Here is a 17,042-nt window from a genome sequence, read left to right as displayed (position 1 = left end):
TCCTCGCTGTCAGGCATGGCGGGCGTAGGACGCGAGGCGACCGGCGAGCTCGATGACGAGGTCGCGTAGTTCATCGGGGCGCTCGATGACGAACGGCCGGTCGAGTGAGGCGAGTACCGGAGGCAACCAGTCGAGCCGCTCCGCCCGCAGCTCAACGCGCAGCCAGCGCTCGGTTGCCCGGTCCTCGCATGCCGCGGGCCCGTGCTCCTCCAGGCTCGCGACGCTGGCGGGAAGATGGGCGCGGATCTGCTCAACCGTCCCGTGGATCCGCAAGGTCACCTCATGCTGGTACTCAGCCGTGGCGAACCCCGACAACACCCGCTGTGCCGGACCGGGACCCGCCGGCACTTCGAACGAGCCGGGCAGGGTCCGCGCGTCCGCGATGCGATCGAGCCGGAAGGTTCGGTCCTCGCCGATCCGGACGTCCGTGCCCGTGACGTACCACCGGCCCGAATGGGTGACGATCCCGTACGCGTGCAGGGTGCGTTCGCTGCGCCGTCCGTCGCGGTCGGTGTAACGGATCGAGACCGGTCGGCGGTGGCGCACCGCATCGGCGATGGTGAGCAGGACCCCGGCGTCCGGGGTGTCGAACTCTCCGGGCTGTTCCGTGAAGGCTAGGGATTCCAGGAGTGTGTCGAGCCGGCGGGCGATGTGCTTGGGCAGCACCCGCCGGATCTTGGCCGATGCCGTCTCGTTTGCCGTGTGGTGCGTCGTCGTCAGCCCTGCCCGGCGGCCGGCGACCAGGCCGAGCAGCACGGCCAGCGCCTCGTCGTCGCTGAGCATGAGCGGAGGCAAGCGGTACCCGGGGGCGAGCCGGTACCCGCCGTAGCGGCCGCGCACCGATTCCACGGGCACGTCCAGGTCGATCAGCTGGTCCACATACCGCCGCACGGTGCGCCCTTCGACGCCGAGCCGGTCTGCGAGTTCCGCCACCGTCCGGGTGCCGCCCGACTGCAGCAGCTCCAGGAGTGTCAGCACGCGGCCAGTAGGTCGAGACATGTGCACAACATAGCGCGCATACAGGACCGATTCTGTCCACTATTTCTCCTAGCCTGCGACGTGCACGCCTCCACACAGCCAAGGAGATCCCCATGGACTTCGTCTCGATCCGCATCATCACCAGTGACGTAGCGCGCCTCGTCGAGTTCTACGAGCGCGCCACCGGGGCGCGGGCGACGTGGGCCACCGAAGACTTCGCCGAACTCAAGACCCCGGGCGCCACCCTCGCGATCGCCGGCACCCGCACCGTCCCGCTGTTCGCCCCGGGCTCTGCCCGCCCGGCGGACAACCACAGCGTGATCACCGAGTTCCTCGTCGACGACGTGGACCGCGTCCACCAGAACCTGACCGGCTTCGTCACCGACTTCGTCAACGGGCCCACCACGATGCCCTGGGGCAACCGGTCGCTGCTGTTCCGCGACCCCGACGGCAACCTCGTCAACTTCTTCACCCCCGTCACCCCGGCGGCTGTCGAAAAGTTCGCACGCTGACGCCACGCACAGCCGCTCACACGGGGGCCCTGAGATCCCAGGGCCCCCGATAAACGCGGCCGCCGAGTCCAGGAGCGCCACCAGCAGGGGACATCGGAACGCACCGCTGACCCCCGAAGGACGTCTGCGCTTGTGCCTGCGGATCGCCGCCGGACGTCCGATCGCACACGTCGCTGCGGAAGCCGGACCCTCCCGCCGCTGCCTGGCCAAGTGGTACGCCCGCTGGCGCGCGCACGGCGAGAACGGACTGGTCGTACCTCGCGATGTGTGAGGCATGCGGATGAGGGCGGCCCAACGTGGCGAGGAGCGTGAGGCACCAGGAATTCGGAGTGGAGCGGAATCTTGTGCTTCGCAGCCGATCCGCCCGCCCCGAGAGGCCGCACGCGCGCCGCTTCCGCTCGACCTCGTCGGCGGCCGCCAGCCCCCGGCCGGCAGCCGCAGCCCTCCCGCACCGGCCGCCGCGGATTCCTGAAGCGCCCGCCTCGCCGGACGGTCTGTCTCGACTCGCCCAGGGTGGAAAGGGATGAGCGAGAGACCGGGCGAAGGTGCGACGCGCTCTCCGGCCACCGGTTGAGTCAGGGAATGCTTTTGACCGTGGTTCGGACTTGGGAGATGACACTGGCGGGGAGTGTGGCGTAACCCTGGAAACTGAGATCTTGCTGGCCTCTGTCGCTGGCGATGTAGTCGAGGAATGCTTTGGTGGCGGGCCAGGTTGCCGGTTTGTTGCCTTTGTTGCAGACGACTTCGTAGGTGACCATGTCGATGGGGTAGGCGTCCGCCGCTTTGGTTGTGTAGTCGATGGTGAGCCTGATGTCGCCCGCCGTATCGGCGGCCTTCGCGCCCGCGATGGCTTTCGACGCGTTGATGATGTTGGGGTCGACGGGAGAAGGCGCACCCGTGGCGATGGAGGCGGTGGGGATGGAGTTGTTGATGCCGTACGGCAATTCGAAGTAACCGATCGCGCCCGCTGTCTGTTTGACCTTGGTGGCCAGGCCTGAGGAGCCTGCGGCGGACTGGCCGCCCTTGCCGCTCCATTGCTTGCCGTGCGCGTACGGCCAGGCACTGGAGGCGGTGGTGCTCAGGTAGGTGGTGAAGTTGTCGGTCGTGCCCGAGGCATCGGAGCGGTGGAAGGTCTGGATCGGCGTCTTCGGGAGGGTCGTGCCCGGGTTGAGCTTCGCGATCGCGGGATCGTCCCAGCTGGTGATCTGTGAGTCGAAGATCTTCGCGAGGGTTGGGGCGTCAAGGACCAGTTTGGCGACTCCCTGTACGTTGTAGCCGACCGCGATCGGGCCGCCGACCATCGGCAGGTCGATGGCATTCCCTCCGCTCTTGCAGACGCTCTTGGACCGGGTGATCTGAGCGGGGCTCAGCGCGGAGTCGGAGCCTGCGAATGCGGTACGGCCGTGCAGGAACTCCGTCTGGCCCGCTCCGGAACCGGTGCCGTGGTAGGCGATCCGGGTTCCTGGGCATGCCTGCGTGTAGCTCTTGATCCAGAACCGCATCGCGTACTGCTGGGCGGTGGAGCCGGATGCCAGCAGACTCGCCGCCTTGCCACAGGCGATGCCACCGGCCTTGGCGGTGTAACCGGAGGGGCTGGCAGGTGGTCTGCTGGAGGAGTCGGACGGCTTGTGCTTCGCACCGCAGCCGGCCAGGAGCAGAGCCCCGCAGACCGCTGCCGCGCCAATGGCCAGTGGATGCGTCCGGCTCTTGGGGTGAGGCTTCACTCTCGGGTGTCCCTTCCTGGAGTCCGCCGGTACGACGAGGGCGTGCGGCGGCGCGGGGTACGAGGTCACTGCGGCTGGAAATGGTCTACGGCGGGTTCACCCCCGCATGGCAGTTGTAGCCAGGGAAGATAGCTGTGCGTGATCAAACTATCGCGAAGCGTGTCCGATCTTCTGACTGGGCGGCGCGAGCCCCTGACGCAAACGGGGGAAGATCGAAGTTGTCGACGAACCCTGGCTCGGCAGACCGGCGTGTGTCGCCCACAGCGCGCGCTACTCAGCCATCCGGCGCCGGTACCGACAGTGAGCCCGCACGGGAGGTTGGCCGCACTGCAGGCACCTTCCGGGCGCGCCGCAAACCGCGCAGCCGGCGCCGGATCGGTGCGGTGCAGCTCTGCGCCCAGTGAAGTCAGGACGGCTTCCAGGGCTCGCCGGAGTTCCGCCCCGCCGGTGACCGGACCGGAATGGCCAGGCCAGGGTGATCACCTGGTCGCGAACTGCGCTGATCCAGTGCTGAGCCCGCCACCACCTGCGCCTTGGATGGACGCGTGCGCGGGGAGTGCGTGGCGCCAGGCCGGCGAGGCGGTCGTGGCTCGGCCGCACGGCGGGTTCACGGTGGGCGATCTCGCCGAAGCCGGTGCACCGGGCCCGTCCGAAGGGACCGAACGCGTCCACAGAGGTGAATGCGATGCCGACGGCCCGGCAGGAGAAGCAACGACAGCTGCGGAACCGGTGATCACGGCACCGGCGATTGCAGGGTCGGCGTCGGCGAGTTCGAGGGATCTGCGCGCGCCCAGGGCGTTCACCGCCGCCGGGAAGCAGCGCCGGGGCGCACAGGACCCCTCGCTACGTTGATCGCGGCGTCGTCGGCACGCACAACCACGCGAGGACCGCTGCGGTCAGGTAGGCGAGCGCACCGAGGGTCATGCTGGTGCGCAGCCCGGTGGCGTAGTGGCTGGACGTGGCGAGCAGGCTGCCCCCGAGCGCCACGCCGGTCGCGCTGCCGATCTGGCGGGCGGTGTTGAACAGCGCGGAGGCGGCGCCTGAGTACGACGCAGGCGCGGCGCCCATCACCGTCGCGGTGGAGCCGGTGAGGGCGAAGGACGTGCCGAATCCGGCGGCCATCATCGGGGCCACCAGCAGCGGGTAGGCGGGATCGGCACCCGCCGCGGCCCAGCCCGCAAGCCCCAGGGCGGCCAGCAGCATGCCGGTGACGACCAGGGGACGATCACCCGTACGGCGGGCCAACCGCCCGGACAGGACGGAGGCGAACATGGTCATCGCCACCGCCGGGAACAGCGCCAGTCCCGTGCCGAGGGCGCTGAAGCCGCGCTGGTGCTGGAACTCCAGGCTCGCGGTGAACACCATGCCGTAAAAGCCGAAGTTGAACAGCAGGCCGATGACAACTCCCCCGCTCATCGCCCGGGAGCGCAGTAGGCGAAGGGGCACGACAGGCGACACGGCCAGCCGCTCACGTACCACGAAGGCCGTGCCGGCCGCGGCGGCCAGGCCCACCCCGGCGAGGACGACCGGGGCCGTCCAGCCACGCCGTCCGGCCTCGTTGAGCGCCGCGGTCAGCAGCGCCACCGCCGCCACGACCGCGCACTGCGCCGGCCAGTCCAGGGCCCGGGCTGCACAGCGGGGTGAACGCGCCACGTGCCGCAGGGTCAGCAGCAGGCAGGCCGCACCGACGGGAAGGTTGATCAGGAAGACCCAGCGCCATCCCACCGTGGACACGAGAAGGCCGCCCAGCAACGGTCCGGCCGACGCCGCGATGCCCGCCATCGAACCCCACAGTCCGAAGGCCCGCGAGCGTTCCGTCGGCAGCGGGTAGGCCTGTTGGAGCAGGGCCAGGGAACCGGGCACGATCAGCGCCGCGCCGAGCCCCTCCAGCAGTCGGGCGGCGACCAGGAAGGGCGCATCGGGCGCAAGGGCGCACCCGGCCGAGGACGCGGTGAACACGGCCACGCCCCAACAGAAGACCCGTCGGTTGCCGAGCCGGTCGCCCAGTGCGCCGCCGGTGAGCAGGAAGCCGGCGAAGACCAGGGTGTAGCCGTCGGTGATCCACTGGATGCCGGTGAGCGAGGTCTGAAGGTCCCGGCCGATCACGGGCACGGCGACGTTGATGACCGTCACGTCCAGGATGACCATGAAATACCCGGCGCACACGGCAAGGAGCGGTACCCACATCCGCCGCTCGGGCCGGCGGGCCGGTTTGTGAGGGGACAGGGACTCACTGCCGTCGCTCGGCTCCGCGAACGCCACGGTCTCAACCCCATCCCGCGCACGGACGTACACAATCGAACGTCACAGTAAGGGACGTGTGCCCCGTAGCCCGGGAAGACCGGGCTGATGTGCCTCACGGCTTGCGGGGGCTGCGGGACAGCGCGGTGTGCCGGTAGAACGCTTGTCGATCACGCTGTGTGTCTCGCGCGTGCTGACCGCCTGCGCGGTGGGCCGGTGCCACACCCGGCCGTCGCCCTCCAGACGCTCGCAAGAGCGGCGGCGTCGTCGTGGACAAGCCTTGCCATGGCGACCGTGCACCGGCAGTGGACCCGCCTCAGCTGCGGTGCTCTGTCCGCGTGTGCAGGGCCGGAATCAGTAGGCGGAGTTGACGTTGTCGATGGAGCCGTAGCGGTGGGCGGCGTAGTTGGCGGCCGCGGTGATGTTGGCGACCGGGTCGGTGACGCTCTTGGCGGTGCCGGCGACGTGGTAGGCGTTGAAGGTCGGGTCGATGACCTGGAGGAGGCCCTTGGAGGGGGTGCCCTTCTGGGCGTTGCCGTCCCAGTTGTTCTGGGCGCCGGGGTTGCCGCCGGACTCGCGCATGATGTTGCGCTTGAGGCCCTCGTAGCTGCCGGGGATGCCCTTGGCCTTCATGATCTGCAGGGACTGCTTGATCCAGCCGTCGAGGCTGTTGGCGGAGCCGCTCGTGGACTGGGCGGTGGTGCCGCTGCCGGTCGAGGAGGCCGTGACCACCGAGGAGGCGGGCACCTGCGTCGCTTCGGCGGCCTGTGCGTTCGCGGGCATCAGGGTGAGGGCGGCGGCTGCGGCGCCCGTGGTGGTGATGCCGGTGAGGGCGAGGGTGCGAAGGCGGGCGATGCGGGTGCGGGTGGTCATGATCATACGAAAGCAACTCTCCGGCGGGGACATGGGCGGTGCCGGCCGCTGTTCGTTGCGGCGGCGTCGATCTGCCCGCGCGGATGCGGGGCAGACCTCGGGGGGTTCGCTGGGTGCGTGTTCCGGCTCCCGGCGACGACAGCCATGGTTAGCGGCGGCCAGGGCGGAAGGCAATGATGTGACCTACTACCCCACTGCGGGCAAATGGACCTAAATCGGAAACTGTAGTGACATCTGTCCTGTTCAGGGGCATCTCGTCCTACGATGCTGGTTAGGATGTGATCCCGCTCTCGTGGGCACCGTCACGCCTGGCAGCCCCCTAGGCACCGAAGAGCGAGCAGCAGTTCCACGAGACCGCGGCCTGGAAGACTGCCGTGTCCTGGGTCAGGGGGCCTGCGCGTACTTCCGCTCCGAATCCCTGACCGCCGGCGCGAACCTCGTGCAAGCGATGGACGAACTGCCCGGCCTCACATCGCGGCCGTGGCACGCGCGCTCGGCATCCCCACGGACCGCCCGTCCGCCGTACACACCGTCCAGGTCACCTTCGACGCCCTTGCCGGGCCGGCCGTAGTCCGGTTCTGACGCTCACTGCTCGGTCATTCGGACCGGGCGAACAACCCTGAGGACTTGGTCGACCGCACCGCCGCGGGGCACCGTCCCACTTCCAGCAGATGGACGCACCAGGCTCGGCGCAACCGGGTTCACATCGACGTCTGGGTGCCCTATGACCAAGCCGGAACCCGCTCAGCCGTAGCCATCGCCGCCGGAGGGCGCCTGGTGACCGACGCCCACGCTCCCTCGTACTCCGTACTGGCCGACCGGGAAGGCAACGAAGCGCAGTCGTTGGTGGTGATGTCGGCCGTTGCCCGGCGCGGGGTGGCCGGGGTGTCCAGCAGCTGGATTCTCTGAGCTGTGGCGTCCCTGCCGACAGATCACTCCCTCCCAGCCGCTGCCGCGCGGCAAGCAGCTGACGCCCGCTTCAAGGGGGGCCGGCCTGCTCTCACAGGCCGCCGTCGCGGGGATGTGGTTGCCCTCCAACGCTCCTACGTGTCCGACGGACCCTGGCGGAACAAGGTGTGTTCCGCCAGGACACGCCGGACCACTTCGCCGGCCAGTCAGCGGGTGAAGGTGACCCTGCTTTCCTTCAGAGCGCCGCAGTTGGAGCCGGTCACCTGGACGTACACGTTGCTGATGTTGCCACCCCAGTCGACGCAGTGAGCCTTGCCGTAGACGTAGGTCGGCCCCGCGTACGACGTGTACTGCCCGTAGTCCTGGTCACCCTGATCGGTGGCGGAGACATAGATCCATGCGGACATGGCCACGACGGTACCCGGGTTGCTGCGGATGGTCGCGACGCAGTTCTTTCCGTTGGCGGAGTTGTACGTCAGATAGACGGTGCCCAACGACCCGACGGGCGCGGAGTTCACGGTCTTGTAGCCGCTTCCGCAGACCTTCTGCGGTGTGGTGTTGGCCGTGGCCGAGGCCGGTGCTGCCAAGGCCGTCGCGGTCCCCACCGACAGGGCCGCCAGTGCGGTGGCGGCCAAAGCGGAACGAGCAAATCGCATATTTCCCCCTTGCGACTGTTGGAGGTGTTTGCTCCTACCTGGTGTGACCCCCGAGGCCGCCAAAGGGTTGTGCCCTGTTCGCCAGAGACGTCTTGCGGGCAGCAACAGCAGGCCGGCCGACGACGCCAGCACGTTTCATGTCGTGCGAGGGATCGCCCATGACGTCGCGCAGGTCGAACACGGACAGCCTGTCCAGGTCCAGTTGGCCCATTTGCCTGGGCAGGTCGTCGGCGCAGGCGTCGATGTGGTCGTCGCAGACGCCGCCCCGTGCCCCCGCATCCGCCCGGCAGGCGCCGCCCACTGAGCCGGCTGAGCTGGAGAAGCGGAAAGAGGCGAACCTGCGCCGACTGCGACAGGAGAACAGCGACCTGCGCCGCACGCTCGCGCTGTACGACGAGGTCATCCGGCAGCACGCCCTCGAAACCGACGCCCTCCGCCGGAGCGCCAACGCCCATCCCCGGCACGCCCGCACCCGCTCCTCGCCATCGTCCCGACCCTGGCCTGCGGCCATTCGGAGCGCTCAGCACGCGAGTTCGGCCAGCACTCCTCCACTCGATTCCGATCCGTCGCTCTGGGAGAGACGACCTGGCCCATCGGTGAATGGCGGGCCAGGTTGAACTCGGACGGTCAGACCAAGGCTGACTCGTAGGAATCGATGACGAGTTGGCCTCGGTCGCGGGCGTCGAGCTTGGTCAGCAACCGCGCCACGTGGCTCTTGGTGGTGGCCGCGCTGAGGTAGGTGGGCGGCGATCTCGGCGTTGGACATGCCGCGTCCGACAAGAGTCAGCACTTCGCGTTCGCGGTCGGTGATCCCCTTGATCTCACGTCGGCGTCGGTTGGGGGCGACGCCCCGGCCGGTGAAGTCCTGGATGAGGCGGCGGTGACGCCGGGTGCGGTCAGGATGTCGCCGGCGGCTACGACGCGGACCGCCGTCACGATGTCGTCCAACACCATGTCCTTGACCAGGAAGCCGCTTGCGCCGCCGTGCAGCGCAGCGTAGACGTTCTCGTCGTCGTCGAAGGTGGTGAGGATGACCACGCCGGCCGGGGCACCCGCCTTGATGAGCCGGGTCGCCTCGATGCCGTCCATGACGGGCATCCGGATGCCCGTCACCACGACGTCGGGGTGAAGATCAGTGGCAATCCGGACCGCCTCGGCCCCGGCCCCGGCTTCAATCGGCACCGGCTCCAGGTCGGCTCCCCGCCACGCACCGACTCCCTCCATTCGGCCATCCTCCCGCCCGGGCCGCCGCCCGCATGCGACACGTGACCCAGTCGCCGCCCCGCCGCAGCCATTCCGGCCTTGAGAAGGCCACTCCTGCTGAAGTGTCGATGAGGCACCTCCGGCGGCGGGAAGCCACACCCCCAGCTGGTGGCGGCCCGACGCGGCGAAATCCGGCGGGGCGACACCGAACGGCCCTGCGGCTAGCCGGGGCCTGGTCACACGGCCCCCGGCGTCCGACGTACACACGCCCGTAGGGGTCGCGACAGGGAACATCGAGGGCCGACTACACCTCGCCGGTGGCGAACAGCTCCAAGTGCCCGCACTTGGGGCAGCGGAACGCCTCTATCTGCCGCCGGGGTCGGCCCATCCGCTTGGCGCCCCCGAAAATCCCCCTCTCCAGGGCGCCTTCGATCCACCGGGCGTAGCCACGCGAGTGCTCGCCGGCGTCCTCGATGAAACCTTCCACCAGACCGACGGTGCCGCATTGTGTGCACGTGTAGTTGCTCATCCGGTGAGTGTAGAAAACGGTCTTCACGCTCCGCCGTCCCAGCCGGGCAGGGGTCGACGGCTGCGGGTCCCGTTCTGGACCCGGGTGTTGTTGTCCGTCTCGTGATGAGGCCGGATACAGCGTCCGGACAGCGCGTCTCGCCGCCGCGGCGCCTCACGGCACACCGACGCCCCCCGGCCAGAGCGCGTCCTACCCCCCTGCGCCGCGTTGTCGCACAGGGACCTCGCCGGACGACGACCCCGGGGAGTAGATACTGGCCCTTAATGCACGCACGGACGAGGAGTACGACCAGTGGTCAGTGACCATCGCACAGGACCCCCCAACTTCGGCAGCGAACGAGACATGTTGAGGGCGTTCCTCGACTTCCACCGTGCCACCCTCGCGATGAAGTGTGACGGGCTTACCGATGAGGAACTGCGACAGCAGTCGATGCCGCCGTCGACGCTTTCGCTGCTCGGTCTGGTGCGGCACATGGCTGAGGTGGAGCGTGCCTGGTTCCGCCGGGTGTTCGAGGACAACGACGCGCCCATGGTCTGGTCCGACAAGATCGACTTCCAGGCCGCGTACGACGCGAGCGCTTCGACAAGGGCCGAGGCGTTCGCAGCCTGGGAGGCCGAGGTGGAGAACTCGCGCCGCATCGAGCAGAAGGCCGAATCCCTGGACCTGGCCGGGTACCAGCCAAGATGGGACGAGGAAGTATCGCTGCGGATGGTGATGGTGCACGTGCTCCTGGAGTACGGCCGCCACAACGGTCACGCGGACTTCCTGCGCGAGGGCATCGACGGAACCGTGGGCGCCTGAGTCCGCAGAGGCCCCCGCCCCCGCCCCCGCAAACTCCCCGCTCACAGCGGATCGCCTGCGCTGGTGCTCAGCCCTGGCGGCCGCGTCTTTGAGGAAGGGCTGTCCGGCCTGGGCGTCCGCCCAGAAAGGATCTGCAGCTGCCCGTCCACGTCGACTGAGAAAGACGGGAGCCGGCGCCCGGGCCCAGCCTGCACCGCTGCGCCGGACCCGACGAGGCCGGCCGTCAGCGGTCCCGGCCGCCGTCGCTCGGGGTATCGCGTGCCGTCTGCGAGAATGCAGGGCGTTCTCGGAGCGCCGCGGTATGCGGTGGTCATCACCCACCAGGAGTACACACGGTGTCGCCACAGCACGGACTCCCCTCTTCCTCCGGGGAGCGCAAGCGCCCCGCCGCGGGCGAGGTGCGCAAGCAGCCCTCCTCCTCGCGAGGAACCAAGCGTTCCTCGGCCGCCGACGGGCAGGGGCGGCCGTCCGAGGCGGGAGAGCGCAAGCACCCGTCCGGGACTCAGGGCCGGGGACGTGCCGCCTCCACGGCTCAGGGCCGCGAGCGCGCCACCGTCGGCCAGGACCGTAATGCGCAGCAGACCGGGAAGAACCGGCACAACCGCCGGAAGGAGCGACCGGACCAAAGGGGCGACGACCGCAGGGCATCCCACGACTCCGAGGCACCCCGGAACGGCGGAAGCGCCCACGCGCGTGGGACCGCCCAGGATCGCAAGGACCTGCAGGCCGACTGTGCCAACTGTTTCGGCCTGTGCTGCGTGGCCCTGCCTTTCGCCCGCTCCGCCGATTTCGCCGTCAACAAGCCGGCCGGGCAGCCGTGCTCGAACCTCCAGTCGGACTTCCGCTGCGGCATCCACGAGCGGCTGCGCGACAAGGGCTACCCCGGCTGCACCGTCTTCGACTGCTTCGGCGCCGGCCAGAAGGTGTCCCAGATCACCTTCGGCGGCACCGACTGGCGTCGGGCACCGAAGACGGCGCGCTCCATGTTCGAGGTCTTCCCGGCCATGCGGCAGCTGCACGAGCTGCTCTTTTACGTCACCGAGGCCCTCGACCTCGCACCGGCCCGCCCCGTCCACAAGGAGCTGCGGCGGACGCTGGCCCACATCGACGGCCTGACCCGCGGCAGCGCCGAGTCGATCACCGGGCTCGATGTGAACGCGCTGCGCGGCGAGGTCAACACACTGCTGCTGCGAGCCAGCGAGCTGGCCCGGGCCCAGGTCCCGGGCCGCAAGAAGAACCACCGCGGAGCCGACCTCATGGGCGCGAAGCTGGCAGGCGCCGACCTCAGGGGGGCGAGCCTGCGCGGCGCGCTGCTCGTCGCCGCCGACCTCAGCGGGGCCGATCTGCGTGACGCCGACCTGATCGGGGCCGACCTGCGCGACGCCGACCTCAGCGGGGCCAGCCTCACCGGCGCTCTGTTCCTCACCCAGGCACAGTTGAACGCGGCCAAGGGAGACGCGGCGACCGAACTGCCTCTGACGCTCGGCCGACCCGCTCACTGGTAGGCGCGGGGAGCGCTGACGGCGGACACCACCAGCCCGTGACGGACCCGCCACCTCCGTCGAAGCGGTCCGGGCGGACCCGGCCCCTGTCGTAAACGGCAGCGACCCAGGTCGCGGTAGCGCGAGCCCGAGGTGGTAGCCGGTGACTCGCCGGGTACTCGGCTCAGCACCAGGTCGATCAACGGAGGCACTGATGAGCACGGTCAAGGAAACAGTGGAAGTCGACGTGCCCGTTCGCACCGCCTACAACCAATGGACGCAGTTCGAGAAGTTCCCGGACTTCATGGAAAGCGTCGAGGAAGTCAGGCAGCTGGACGATCGCCACAACCACTGGACCACCAAGATCGGTGGAATCCGCCGGGAGTTCGACACGGAGATCGTCGACCAGCTTCCCGACGAGCGGATCACATGGCGCACCACGAGCGGCGACACGTCACAGAAGGGTTCCGTCCGCTTCCAGCGCATGGACGACATGCACACCAGGGTGGAACTCGTCATGGATGTCGAACCCAGTGGGGCCGCAGAAAGGGCCGCGGACATGATCGGAACGCTCGACCGGCGCGTCAAGGGCGACATGAAGCGTTTCAAGCAGTACATCGAGCAGCGCGGAGGAGAGTCCGGAGCGTGGCGCGGACGCATCAGGCCAGGCGGATAGCCGTACCTGCCTGAGGTTACGATCCGCCGCCATGTCCCGGCGATGACGCCATGTCCGGCGATGAGCCGCCATGTCCCGGCGATGTCGGGTGCGGACGCGGCGGATTCCGGCTGCGGCTGGCCGACAGCCTTACGGCCGTCCCGCGGCGCCGCCGATACCGCGAACACCACCAGCACGGCTGCGGCGGCAGCCACAAGGAGGGGCCGGCCCCGCCCGATGAGACATGCCGGTCAGGCGGCCGCCGCAGCGCTCGCGCAGACCAGAACGAACTGCCATCTCCCGGGCGGAGAAGTCGAGCCGGCCTCGCCGGGGCCTCGGGCTGCCTGCCCCGCACAGCGCTCTCGGGCGTGTCATTCGCGGTGCTGATCAGGTTCGGCAGGAACTGGGAGATCGGCTCCCGGTCGCAGGCCCCGGTGTCGTTCGAGGCTTCGGGTGATCCGCTCTCGGAGCATGGCGCGGCGGTCCGGCCATTCCTCTGCGGTGATCGAGAAGATCGCGGAGTCACGGAGCCGGCCGTGTTCGCCCGGAACCCACGACCGGGACCAGTTCCGCAGCACGCCCTCGAACCGGGCTCCCACCCCCTCGATCGCGGCCCGTGAACGGCCGTTGCGCGCGTCGGTCTTCAAGTCGAGGCGTGCCACCTTCCAGTTCTCGAACGCGTGGCTGAACAACAAGTACTTCGCCTCGGTGTTCACTCCCGTGCCCTGGGCCGACGCCGTGAGCCAGGTGAAGCCGACCTCGATGGCACACAGGCCGTCGCCTGTCGGCCACAGTCGCGGATCCCAGTACGCCGTGGCCCCGATCGCTCGTCCCGATGCCCGCTCCACCTGCGCGTAGGGGGCCAGTTTTCCGGCAGCGGCACGGGCGAGCTGGGCATCGATGTACTCCTCGACCTCGGCGGCCGTAGGCACCCACGTGAACCGGTACGAGCTTCGGTCCTCCTCCGCCGCCACGGCCAAGTCCGCCGCGTGGCGGTGATCCAGAGGCTCCAGACGCACGAGCGTGCCGTCCAGAACCGGTCCCTCCAACCTGAAGCCCATGAAACAAAACCCCAGTCCAATGAGTACGGCTGATTGAATTCAGGCGCTGGACCTGATGGCCCCGGCTCGACGGCCCCGGCGGTCGCCGCGGGGTGCTGCTCCGAACCCGGGCCAGGAGGTCAAGATCGGTTGCATCGATGACCACACCGCTCACGCCAAGTCCCGCGCTGTGCCGCCGCTGTCCCGTCATGCTCCCGCCCAGTGTCAGCATTGCGCCTGTTCACTTGCTTGAGCAAGCAGATAATGTTGCTTCATGAACGCATCGCCCGTCCGCGACCCCTTGCCCGCCGACGACGCCCAGGACGACCGCTGGTGCATGGCGGTACGGCTGCTGGGCCGGGTGGAGAAGCACCTGGACGAAACGCTTCAGCGACGGCACGGACTGCCGCTGTCCGAGTACCGGGCGCTGTGCGCGCTCGCCCGGCCGGACAGCGGTCCGGCCTTGCGCATGGGGGAACTGGCGGACCGAATCGGTCTCAAGGACAGCACCGTCACCCGGCTGGTCGACCGTCTGGAGGGCCAGGACCTGGCCGTACGTGCCGCCGCCGCCGGAGACGGGCGCGCGGTTGCCGCGAGCGTCACGGAAGCCGGCCGACGGCGCTACGCCGAGGCGACACCGACCTACCGGGCCGCGCTCGGCACAGCCCTGGATGCCTCGCTCACCAACGTCTACCTCGCCGACCTCGCCGCCTGGGTCCTGTCCGGACAGTCGGCGGCGAGCGGCGACGGAACCGAAGGGACACAGCCGTGACCACCGCCTGCGAACACTACGAGCGGCTGCTCGCCGAGCATTACACCTGGATGCTCGGCGGTGACATCGAGGCGGCGGCCTCCGGGCAGGCCGCACTGCTGCGGGAGGCGGGTCTGCCGGCGGACACCGCCGAGGCCGGCGGGGACATCGCGGTCGACCTCGGCTGCGGCCCCGGCCCGCAGACCCTCGCGCTGGCCCGCCTCGGTTACGCCCCGGTGATCGCCGTGGACACCAGCGCCCTGCTGCTCGACGAGCTCACCAAGTACGCCGCCGGCGCGGGTCTGGCCGGAGCGATACGGCCGGTGCACCGCGACATCCGACAGGCGCTCCCCCAGGTCCTGGACGCGGCCACGGCCGCCGTGGTTGTGTGCATGGGCGACACCCTCCCCCACCTGCCCTCCAAGGCCGACGTCTCCCGGCTTCTGCGCGACGTCGCCGCCGCACTCCGCCCGGGCGGGCAGTTCCTCGCCACCTACCGCGACCTGTCCCGGGAAGTCCGGGGCACCGACCGCTTCATTCCTGTACGCGGCACCGACGACCGCCTGCTCACCTGCTTCCTCGACTACACCGACGACGACACCGTCCAGGTCCACGACCTGCTGCATGTTCGTGGCACGGACGGTGGCTGGGAACTGCGTACCAGCAGCTATCCCAAGCTGCGGCTCAGCCCGGCCTGGCTGGCGGACCAGTGCCGGGACGCCGGCCTGGAGGTCCGGTGCGCGGTCCCCGGGCCACGAGGGCTGCAGCTCCTGCACGCCACGAAACCCGGCACCTGACCGGCAGGGCACGGCCGCGCGGACCCCGCACTGGCGTGCCGACGCCGCCGGACCGGAGCGTGCTGCCGGACCGCCCGCGGGAGCCGTCCCGGCCCGGCCTGATCTCCGTAGGCACAACACCGCACGTGTCAGGAATGAGAACCCGTCCGACGACGGGAGTCTCCGTGGACCAGCAGCTCGCGCGCACTCTGGACGATCTCCACCATGAAGGACGGGCGCACGACGGCCCGTTGGCAGACCGCCTGCTGCGGCTGCGCAACATGACCCCCCGAGGCGGCCCGGCTGGTCGCCCTGCTGATCCGTCTCCAGCGCGCCGGCCCGGTACTGGAGATCGGACCCTCCAACGGCTGCTCGGCGATCTGGTTCGCCGACGCGGTCCGTGACACCGGCGGCCTGCTGACGACCGTGGAAGTCGGAGGGGAACCGAGCGGGGATCAGGCACTTGGTCGGCCGAGGCAGTTGGTCGGCCGTGCCGGCGATGTCTGCCGCAGCTCTCGGTCGCGACCACCGGCCCGGCTACGACACCAGGCACTCTGACATCGTAAGAAGACTGGCTTGCCGCTCCAGTCACGCGAAGCGTCTCAAGCCGTCGCAACGCCAACTGCCGTTGCCGAGCAGGAACGATCACGCGAGGCAGTGCGGGCCGCGTCTCAATGATCCGGTCCTTTCAAAGGAACCGCCCTCACAGGCGGGAGACCTGGTAGTGGCTGACGTACCAGCCTTCCGCCGCCCGGGTCACCAGGACCGACAGCTTCACCTCCAGCGGGGGCCGGTCCGTGAACGAGAACTCCACGTCCAGATAACCAAGGACGACGCCGTCGGCGGGCCGTCTGGTCTGGAGGATGCGGTATGCCGCCTTCATGCCGAGGGGCTGGGAGTCGTAGTACTCGGCGATCTTCCGTCGTCCGACCCCGTAGGGGTGCAGCCCCTGAAAGATGGCGTCCTCCGTGAAGAGGGAGGCGACGCGGTCGGGTTGGTGTGCGTCGACCGCCGCCTTCCACCGGTCGAGAACTCCGCCGAGGACCGCTGCGTCGTCGGGTGTGGTGGTCATGTCCGCTCCTTCGTCGATAATCTGACGCTCTGTCAGTGTCCGGCGCTCATACCGCCGTCGACGTGCAGGATTTCACCGGTGACGAACGGTGCCGTCTCCAGGAAGAGCACCGCATCGACGATGTCACTCGCTTCGCCCATCCGGCCCACCGGGTGCAGGGCGGCGAGGAACTCGTGGGTCTCCTCGGGGTGCATGGGGGTCTTGATGGTGCCGGGTGAGACGGCGTTGACGCGGATGTTGCGGGTGGCGTACTCGACGGCCAGGGACTTGGTCGCGGACTGCAGGCCGCCCTTGGTCAGCGAGGCCAGGACGGAGGGAACGCGTGAGTCCGCGTTGTCGACCAGGCTGGTGGTGACGCTGACGATGTGTCCGCCGCCCCGGGCGAGCAGGTACGGGAGGGCCTGCTGCGTGAGGTGGAAGAAGCCGGTGACGTTGATACCGGTCACGGCCGCGTAGTCCTCGGCCGTGTAGTCGGTGAAGGGCTTCGCGATGAAGATGCCCGCGTTGTTGACCACGGTGTCGATACGGCCGAACCGCTCGAGGGCGGCGGAGACGACCCGCTCGGCGGTCGCCGGGTCGGCGATGTCGCCCTGGACGGTCAGGACGTCGGCGTCGGGGACGGGGACGATGGTGCGCGAGGTGGCGACGACGGCGTACCCGAGCTTGCGGTAGCCCTCGACGAGGGCGGCACCGATGCCCTGCGACGCGCCCGTGATGATCGCGACCTTCTGGTTCTGTGTGCTCATGGTGACCTTTCCTGGATGACCGACCCGCTATAGCCGACCGGTCGACTATTTAGAGAAAGTAGGTCGGGCACGCTGACGGCGTCAAAGGCCGGAGG

The 17,042-nt window shown here is 69.3% G+C and carries 16 protein-coding genes and 2 pseudogenes; 8 read left to right on the top strand and 10 right to left on the bottom strand.

The window, feature by feature from the left end:
• Positions 1-9: 9 nt before the first annotated feature.
• Positions 10-999 carry a helix-turn-helix transcriptional regulator gene (locus ACWGJ5_RS03760; protein WP_453308148.1) on the bottom strand — a complete coding sequence of 330 codons (990 nt, stop codon included), beginning with the start codon at positions 997-999 and terminating at the stop codon, positions 10-12.
• A gap of 92 nt (positions 1,000-1,091) precedes the next feature.
• Between ACWGJ5_RS03760 and ACWGJ5_RS03755 the strand changes: the two genes are divergently transcribed.
• Both ACWGJ5_RS03755 and ACWGJ5_RS03750 read left to right on the top strand, forming a co-directional pair.
• A complete protein-coding gene (locus tag ACWGJ5_RS03755) occupies positions 1,092-1,490 on the top strand; it encodes a VOC family protein (protein ID WP_453308147.1) in 399 nt (132 codons plus the stop codon).
• A 49-nt stretch (positions 1,491-1,539) separates the two neighbouring features.
• Positions 1,540-1,740, top strand: a pseudogene (locus tag ACWGJ5_RS03750) (helix-turn-helix domain-containing protein); the annotation flags it as partial.
• A 325-nt stretch (positions 1,741-2,065) separates the two neighbouring features.
• Here the strand turns inward: ACWGJ5_RS03750 and pstS are convergent.
• From pstS to ACWGJ5_RS03735, 3 genes are all read right to left on the bottom strand, one after another.
• Positions 2,066-3,214: a phosphate ABC transporter substrate-binding protein PstS gene (pstS, locus tag ACWGJ5_RS03745; RefSeq protein ID WP_453308146.1), complete on the bottom strand. Its 1,149-nt coding sequence runs from the start codon at positions 3,212-3,214 to the stop codon at positions 2,066-2,068.
• 843 nt (positions 3,215-4,057) lie between these two features.
• The gene (locus ACWGJ5_RS03740; protein ID WP_453308145.1) at positions 4,058-5,476 is read right to left on the bottom strand and encodes an MFS transporter; all 1,419 of its coding nucleotides are present in this window, start codon (positions 5,474-5,476) and stop codon (positions 4,058-4,060) included.
• Between the two features lie 333 nt (positions 5,477-5,809).
• On the bottom strand, positions 5,810-6,334 hold the full coding sequence (locus tag ACWGJ5_RS03735) for a transglycosylase SLT domain-containing protein (RefSeq protein WP_453308144.1): 525 nt from the start codon (positions 6,332-6,334) through the stop codon (positions 5,810-5,812).
• Between the two features lie 621 nt (positions 6,335-6,955).
• Here ACWGJ5_RS03735 and ACWGJ5_RS03730 point away from each other — a divergent pair.
• The gene (locus tag ACWGJ5_RS03730; protein WP_453308143.1) at positions 6,956-7,237 is read left to right on the top strand and encodes a VOC family protein; all 282 of its coding nucleotides are present in this window, start codon (positions 6,956-6,958) and stop codon (positions 7,235-7,237) included.
• A 206-nt stretch (positions 7,238-7,443) separates the two neighbouring features.
• On the opposite strand, the gene ACWGJ5_RS03725 is transcribed toward ACWGJ5_RS03730, so the two are convergent.
• From ACWGJ5_RS03725 to ACWGJ5_RS03715, 3 genes and pseudogenes are all read right to left on the bottom strand, one after another.
• On the bottom strand, positions 7,444-7,893 hold the full coding sequence (locus tag ACWGJ5_RS03725; protein WP_453308142.1) for a spore-associated protein: 450 nt from the start codon (positions 7,891-7,893) through the stop codon (positions 7,444-7,446).
• Positions 7,894-8,520: 627 nt separating this feature from the next.
• Positions 8,521-9,117 (bottom strand): annotated as a pseudogene (locus tag ACWGJ5_RS03720) (response regulator).
• Positions 9,118-9,400: 283 nt separating this feature from the next.
• The gene (locus tag ACWGJ5_RS03715) at positions 9,401-9,625 is read right to left on the bottom strand and encodes a hypothetical protein (RefSeq protein WP_228617800.1); all 225 of its coding nucleotides are present in this window, start codon (positions 9,623-9,625) and stop codon (positions 9,401-9,403) included.
• Between the two features lie 342 nt (positions 9,626-9,967).
• Between ACWGJ5_RS03715 and ACWGJ5_RS03710 the strand changes: the two genes are divergently transcribed.
• The 3 genes from ACWGJ5_RS03710 to ACWGJ5_RS03700 all read left to right on the top strand — a co-directional run bounded on the left by ACWGJ5_RS03710 (position 9,968) and on the right by ACWGJ5_RS03700 (position 12,583).
• On the top strand, positions 9,968-10,426 hold the full coding sequence (locus tag ACWGJ5_RS03710) for a DinB family protein (RefSeq protein ID WP_453308141.1): 459 nt from the start codon (positions 9,968-9,970) through the stop codon (positions 10,424-10,426).
• Between the two features lie 719 nt (positions 10,427-11,145).
• The gene (locus tag ACWGJ5_RS03705) at positions 11,146-11,931 is read left to right on the top strand and encodes a pentapeptide repeat-containing protein (RefSeq protein WP_453308280.1); all 786 of its coding nucleotides are present in this window, start codon (positions 11,146-11,148) and stop codon (positions 11,929-11,931) included.
• 190 nt (positions 11,932-12,121) lie between these two features.
• Complete coding sequence (locus ACWGJ5_RS03700; RefSeq protein WP_453308140.1) at positions 12,122-12,583, top strand: SRPBCC family protein; 462 nt, start codon at positions 12,122-12,124, stop codon at positions 12,581-12,583.
• 350 nt (positions 12,584-12,933) lie between these two features.
• Here the strand turns inward: ACWGJ5_RS03700 and ACWGJ5_RS03695 are convergent, their stop codons facing one another.
• Complete coding sequence (locus ACWGJ5_RS03695) at positions 12,934-13,623, bottom strand: GNAT family N-acetyltransferase (RefSeq protein WP_453308139.1); 690 nt, start codon at positions 13,621-13,623, stop codon at positions 12,934-12,936.
• A 253-nt stretch (positions 13,624-13,876) separates the two neighbouring features.
• Here ACWGJ5_RS03695 and ACWGJ5_RS03690 point away from each other — a divergent pair, with 253 nt between their 5' ends.
• Together ACWGJ5_RS03690 and ACWGJ5_RS03685 are read left to right on the top strand one after the other, a co-directional pair.
• Positions 13,877-14,374: a MarR family winged helix-turn-helix transcriptional regulator gene (locus tag ACWGJ5_RS03690; RefSeq protein WP_453308138.1), complete on the top strand. Its 498-nt coding sequence runs from the start codon at positions 13,877-13,879 to the stop codon at positions 14,372-14,374.
• Entirely contained in the window at positions 14,371-15,150 is a 780-nt protein-coding gene (locus tag ACWGJ5_RS03685; RefSeq protein ID WP_453308137.1) for a class I SAM-dependent methyltransferase, read from the top strand. Before ACWGJ5_RS03690 ends, ACWGJ5_RS03685 begins: the two co-directional genes overlap by 4 nt.
• Positions 15,151-15,832: 682 nt before the next feature.
• Here ACWGJ5_RS03685 and ACWGJ5_RS03680 read toward each other — a convergent pair.
• Both ACWGJ5_RS03680 and ACWGJ5_RS03675 read right to left on the bottom strand, forming a co-directional pair.
• Positions 15,833-16,201, bottom strand: a complete 369-nt coding sequence (locus ACWGJ5_RS03680; RefSeq protein WP_453308136.1) for a YybH family protein — start codon at positions 16,199-16,201, stop codon at positions 15,833-15,835.
• A gap of 32 nt (positions 16,202-16,233) precedes the next feature.
• Positions 16,234-16,947, bottom strand: coding sequence for an SDR family NAD(P)-dependent oxidoreductase (locus ACWGJ5_RS03675; protein ID WP_453308135.1), 714 nt, complete (start codon positions 16,945-16,947; stop codon positions 16,234-16,236).
• Positions 16,948-17,042 lie beyond the last annotated feature (95 nt).

This window comes from Streptomyces sp. NPDC054783, assembly GCF_053611725.1.
This window is presented reverse-complemented; position numbering and strand designations above follow the sequence as displayed.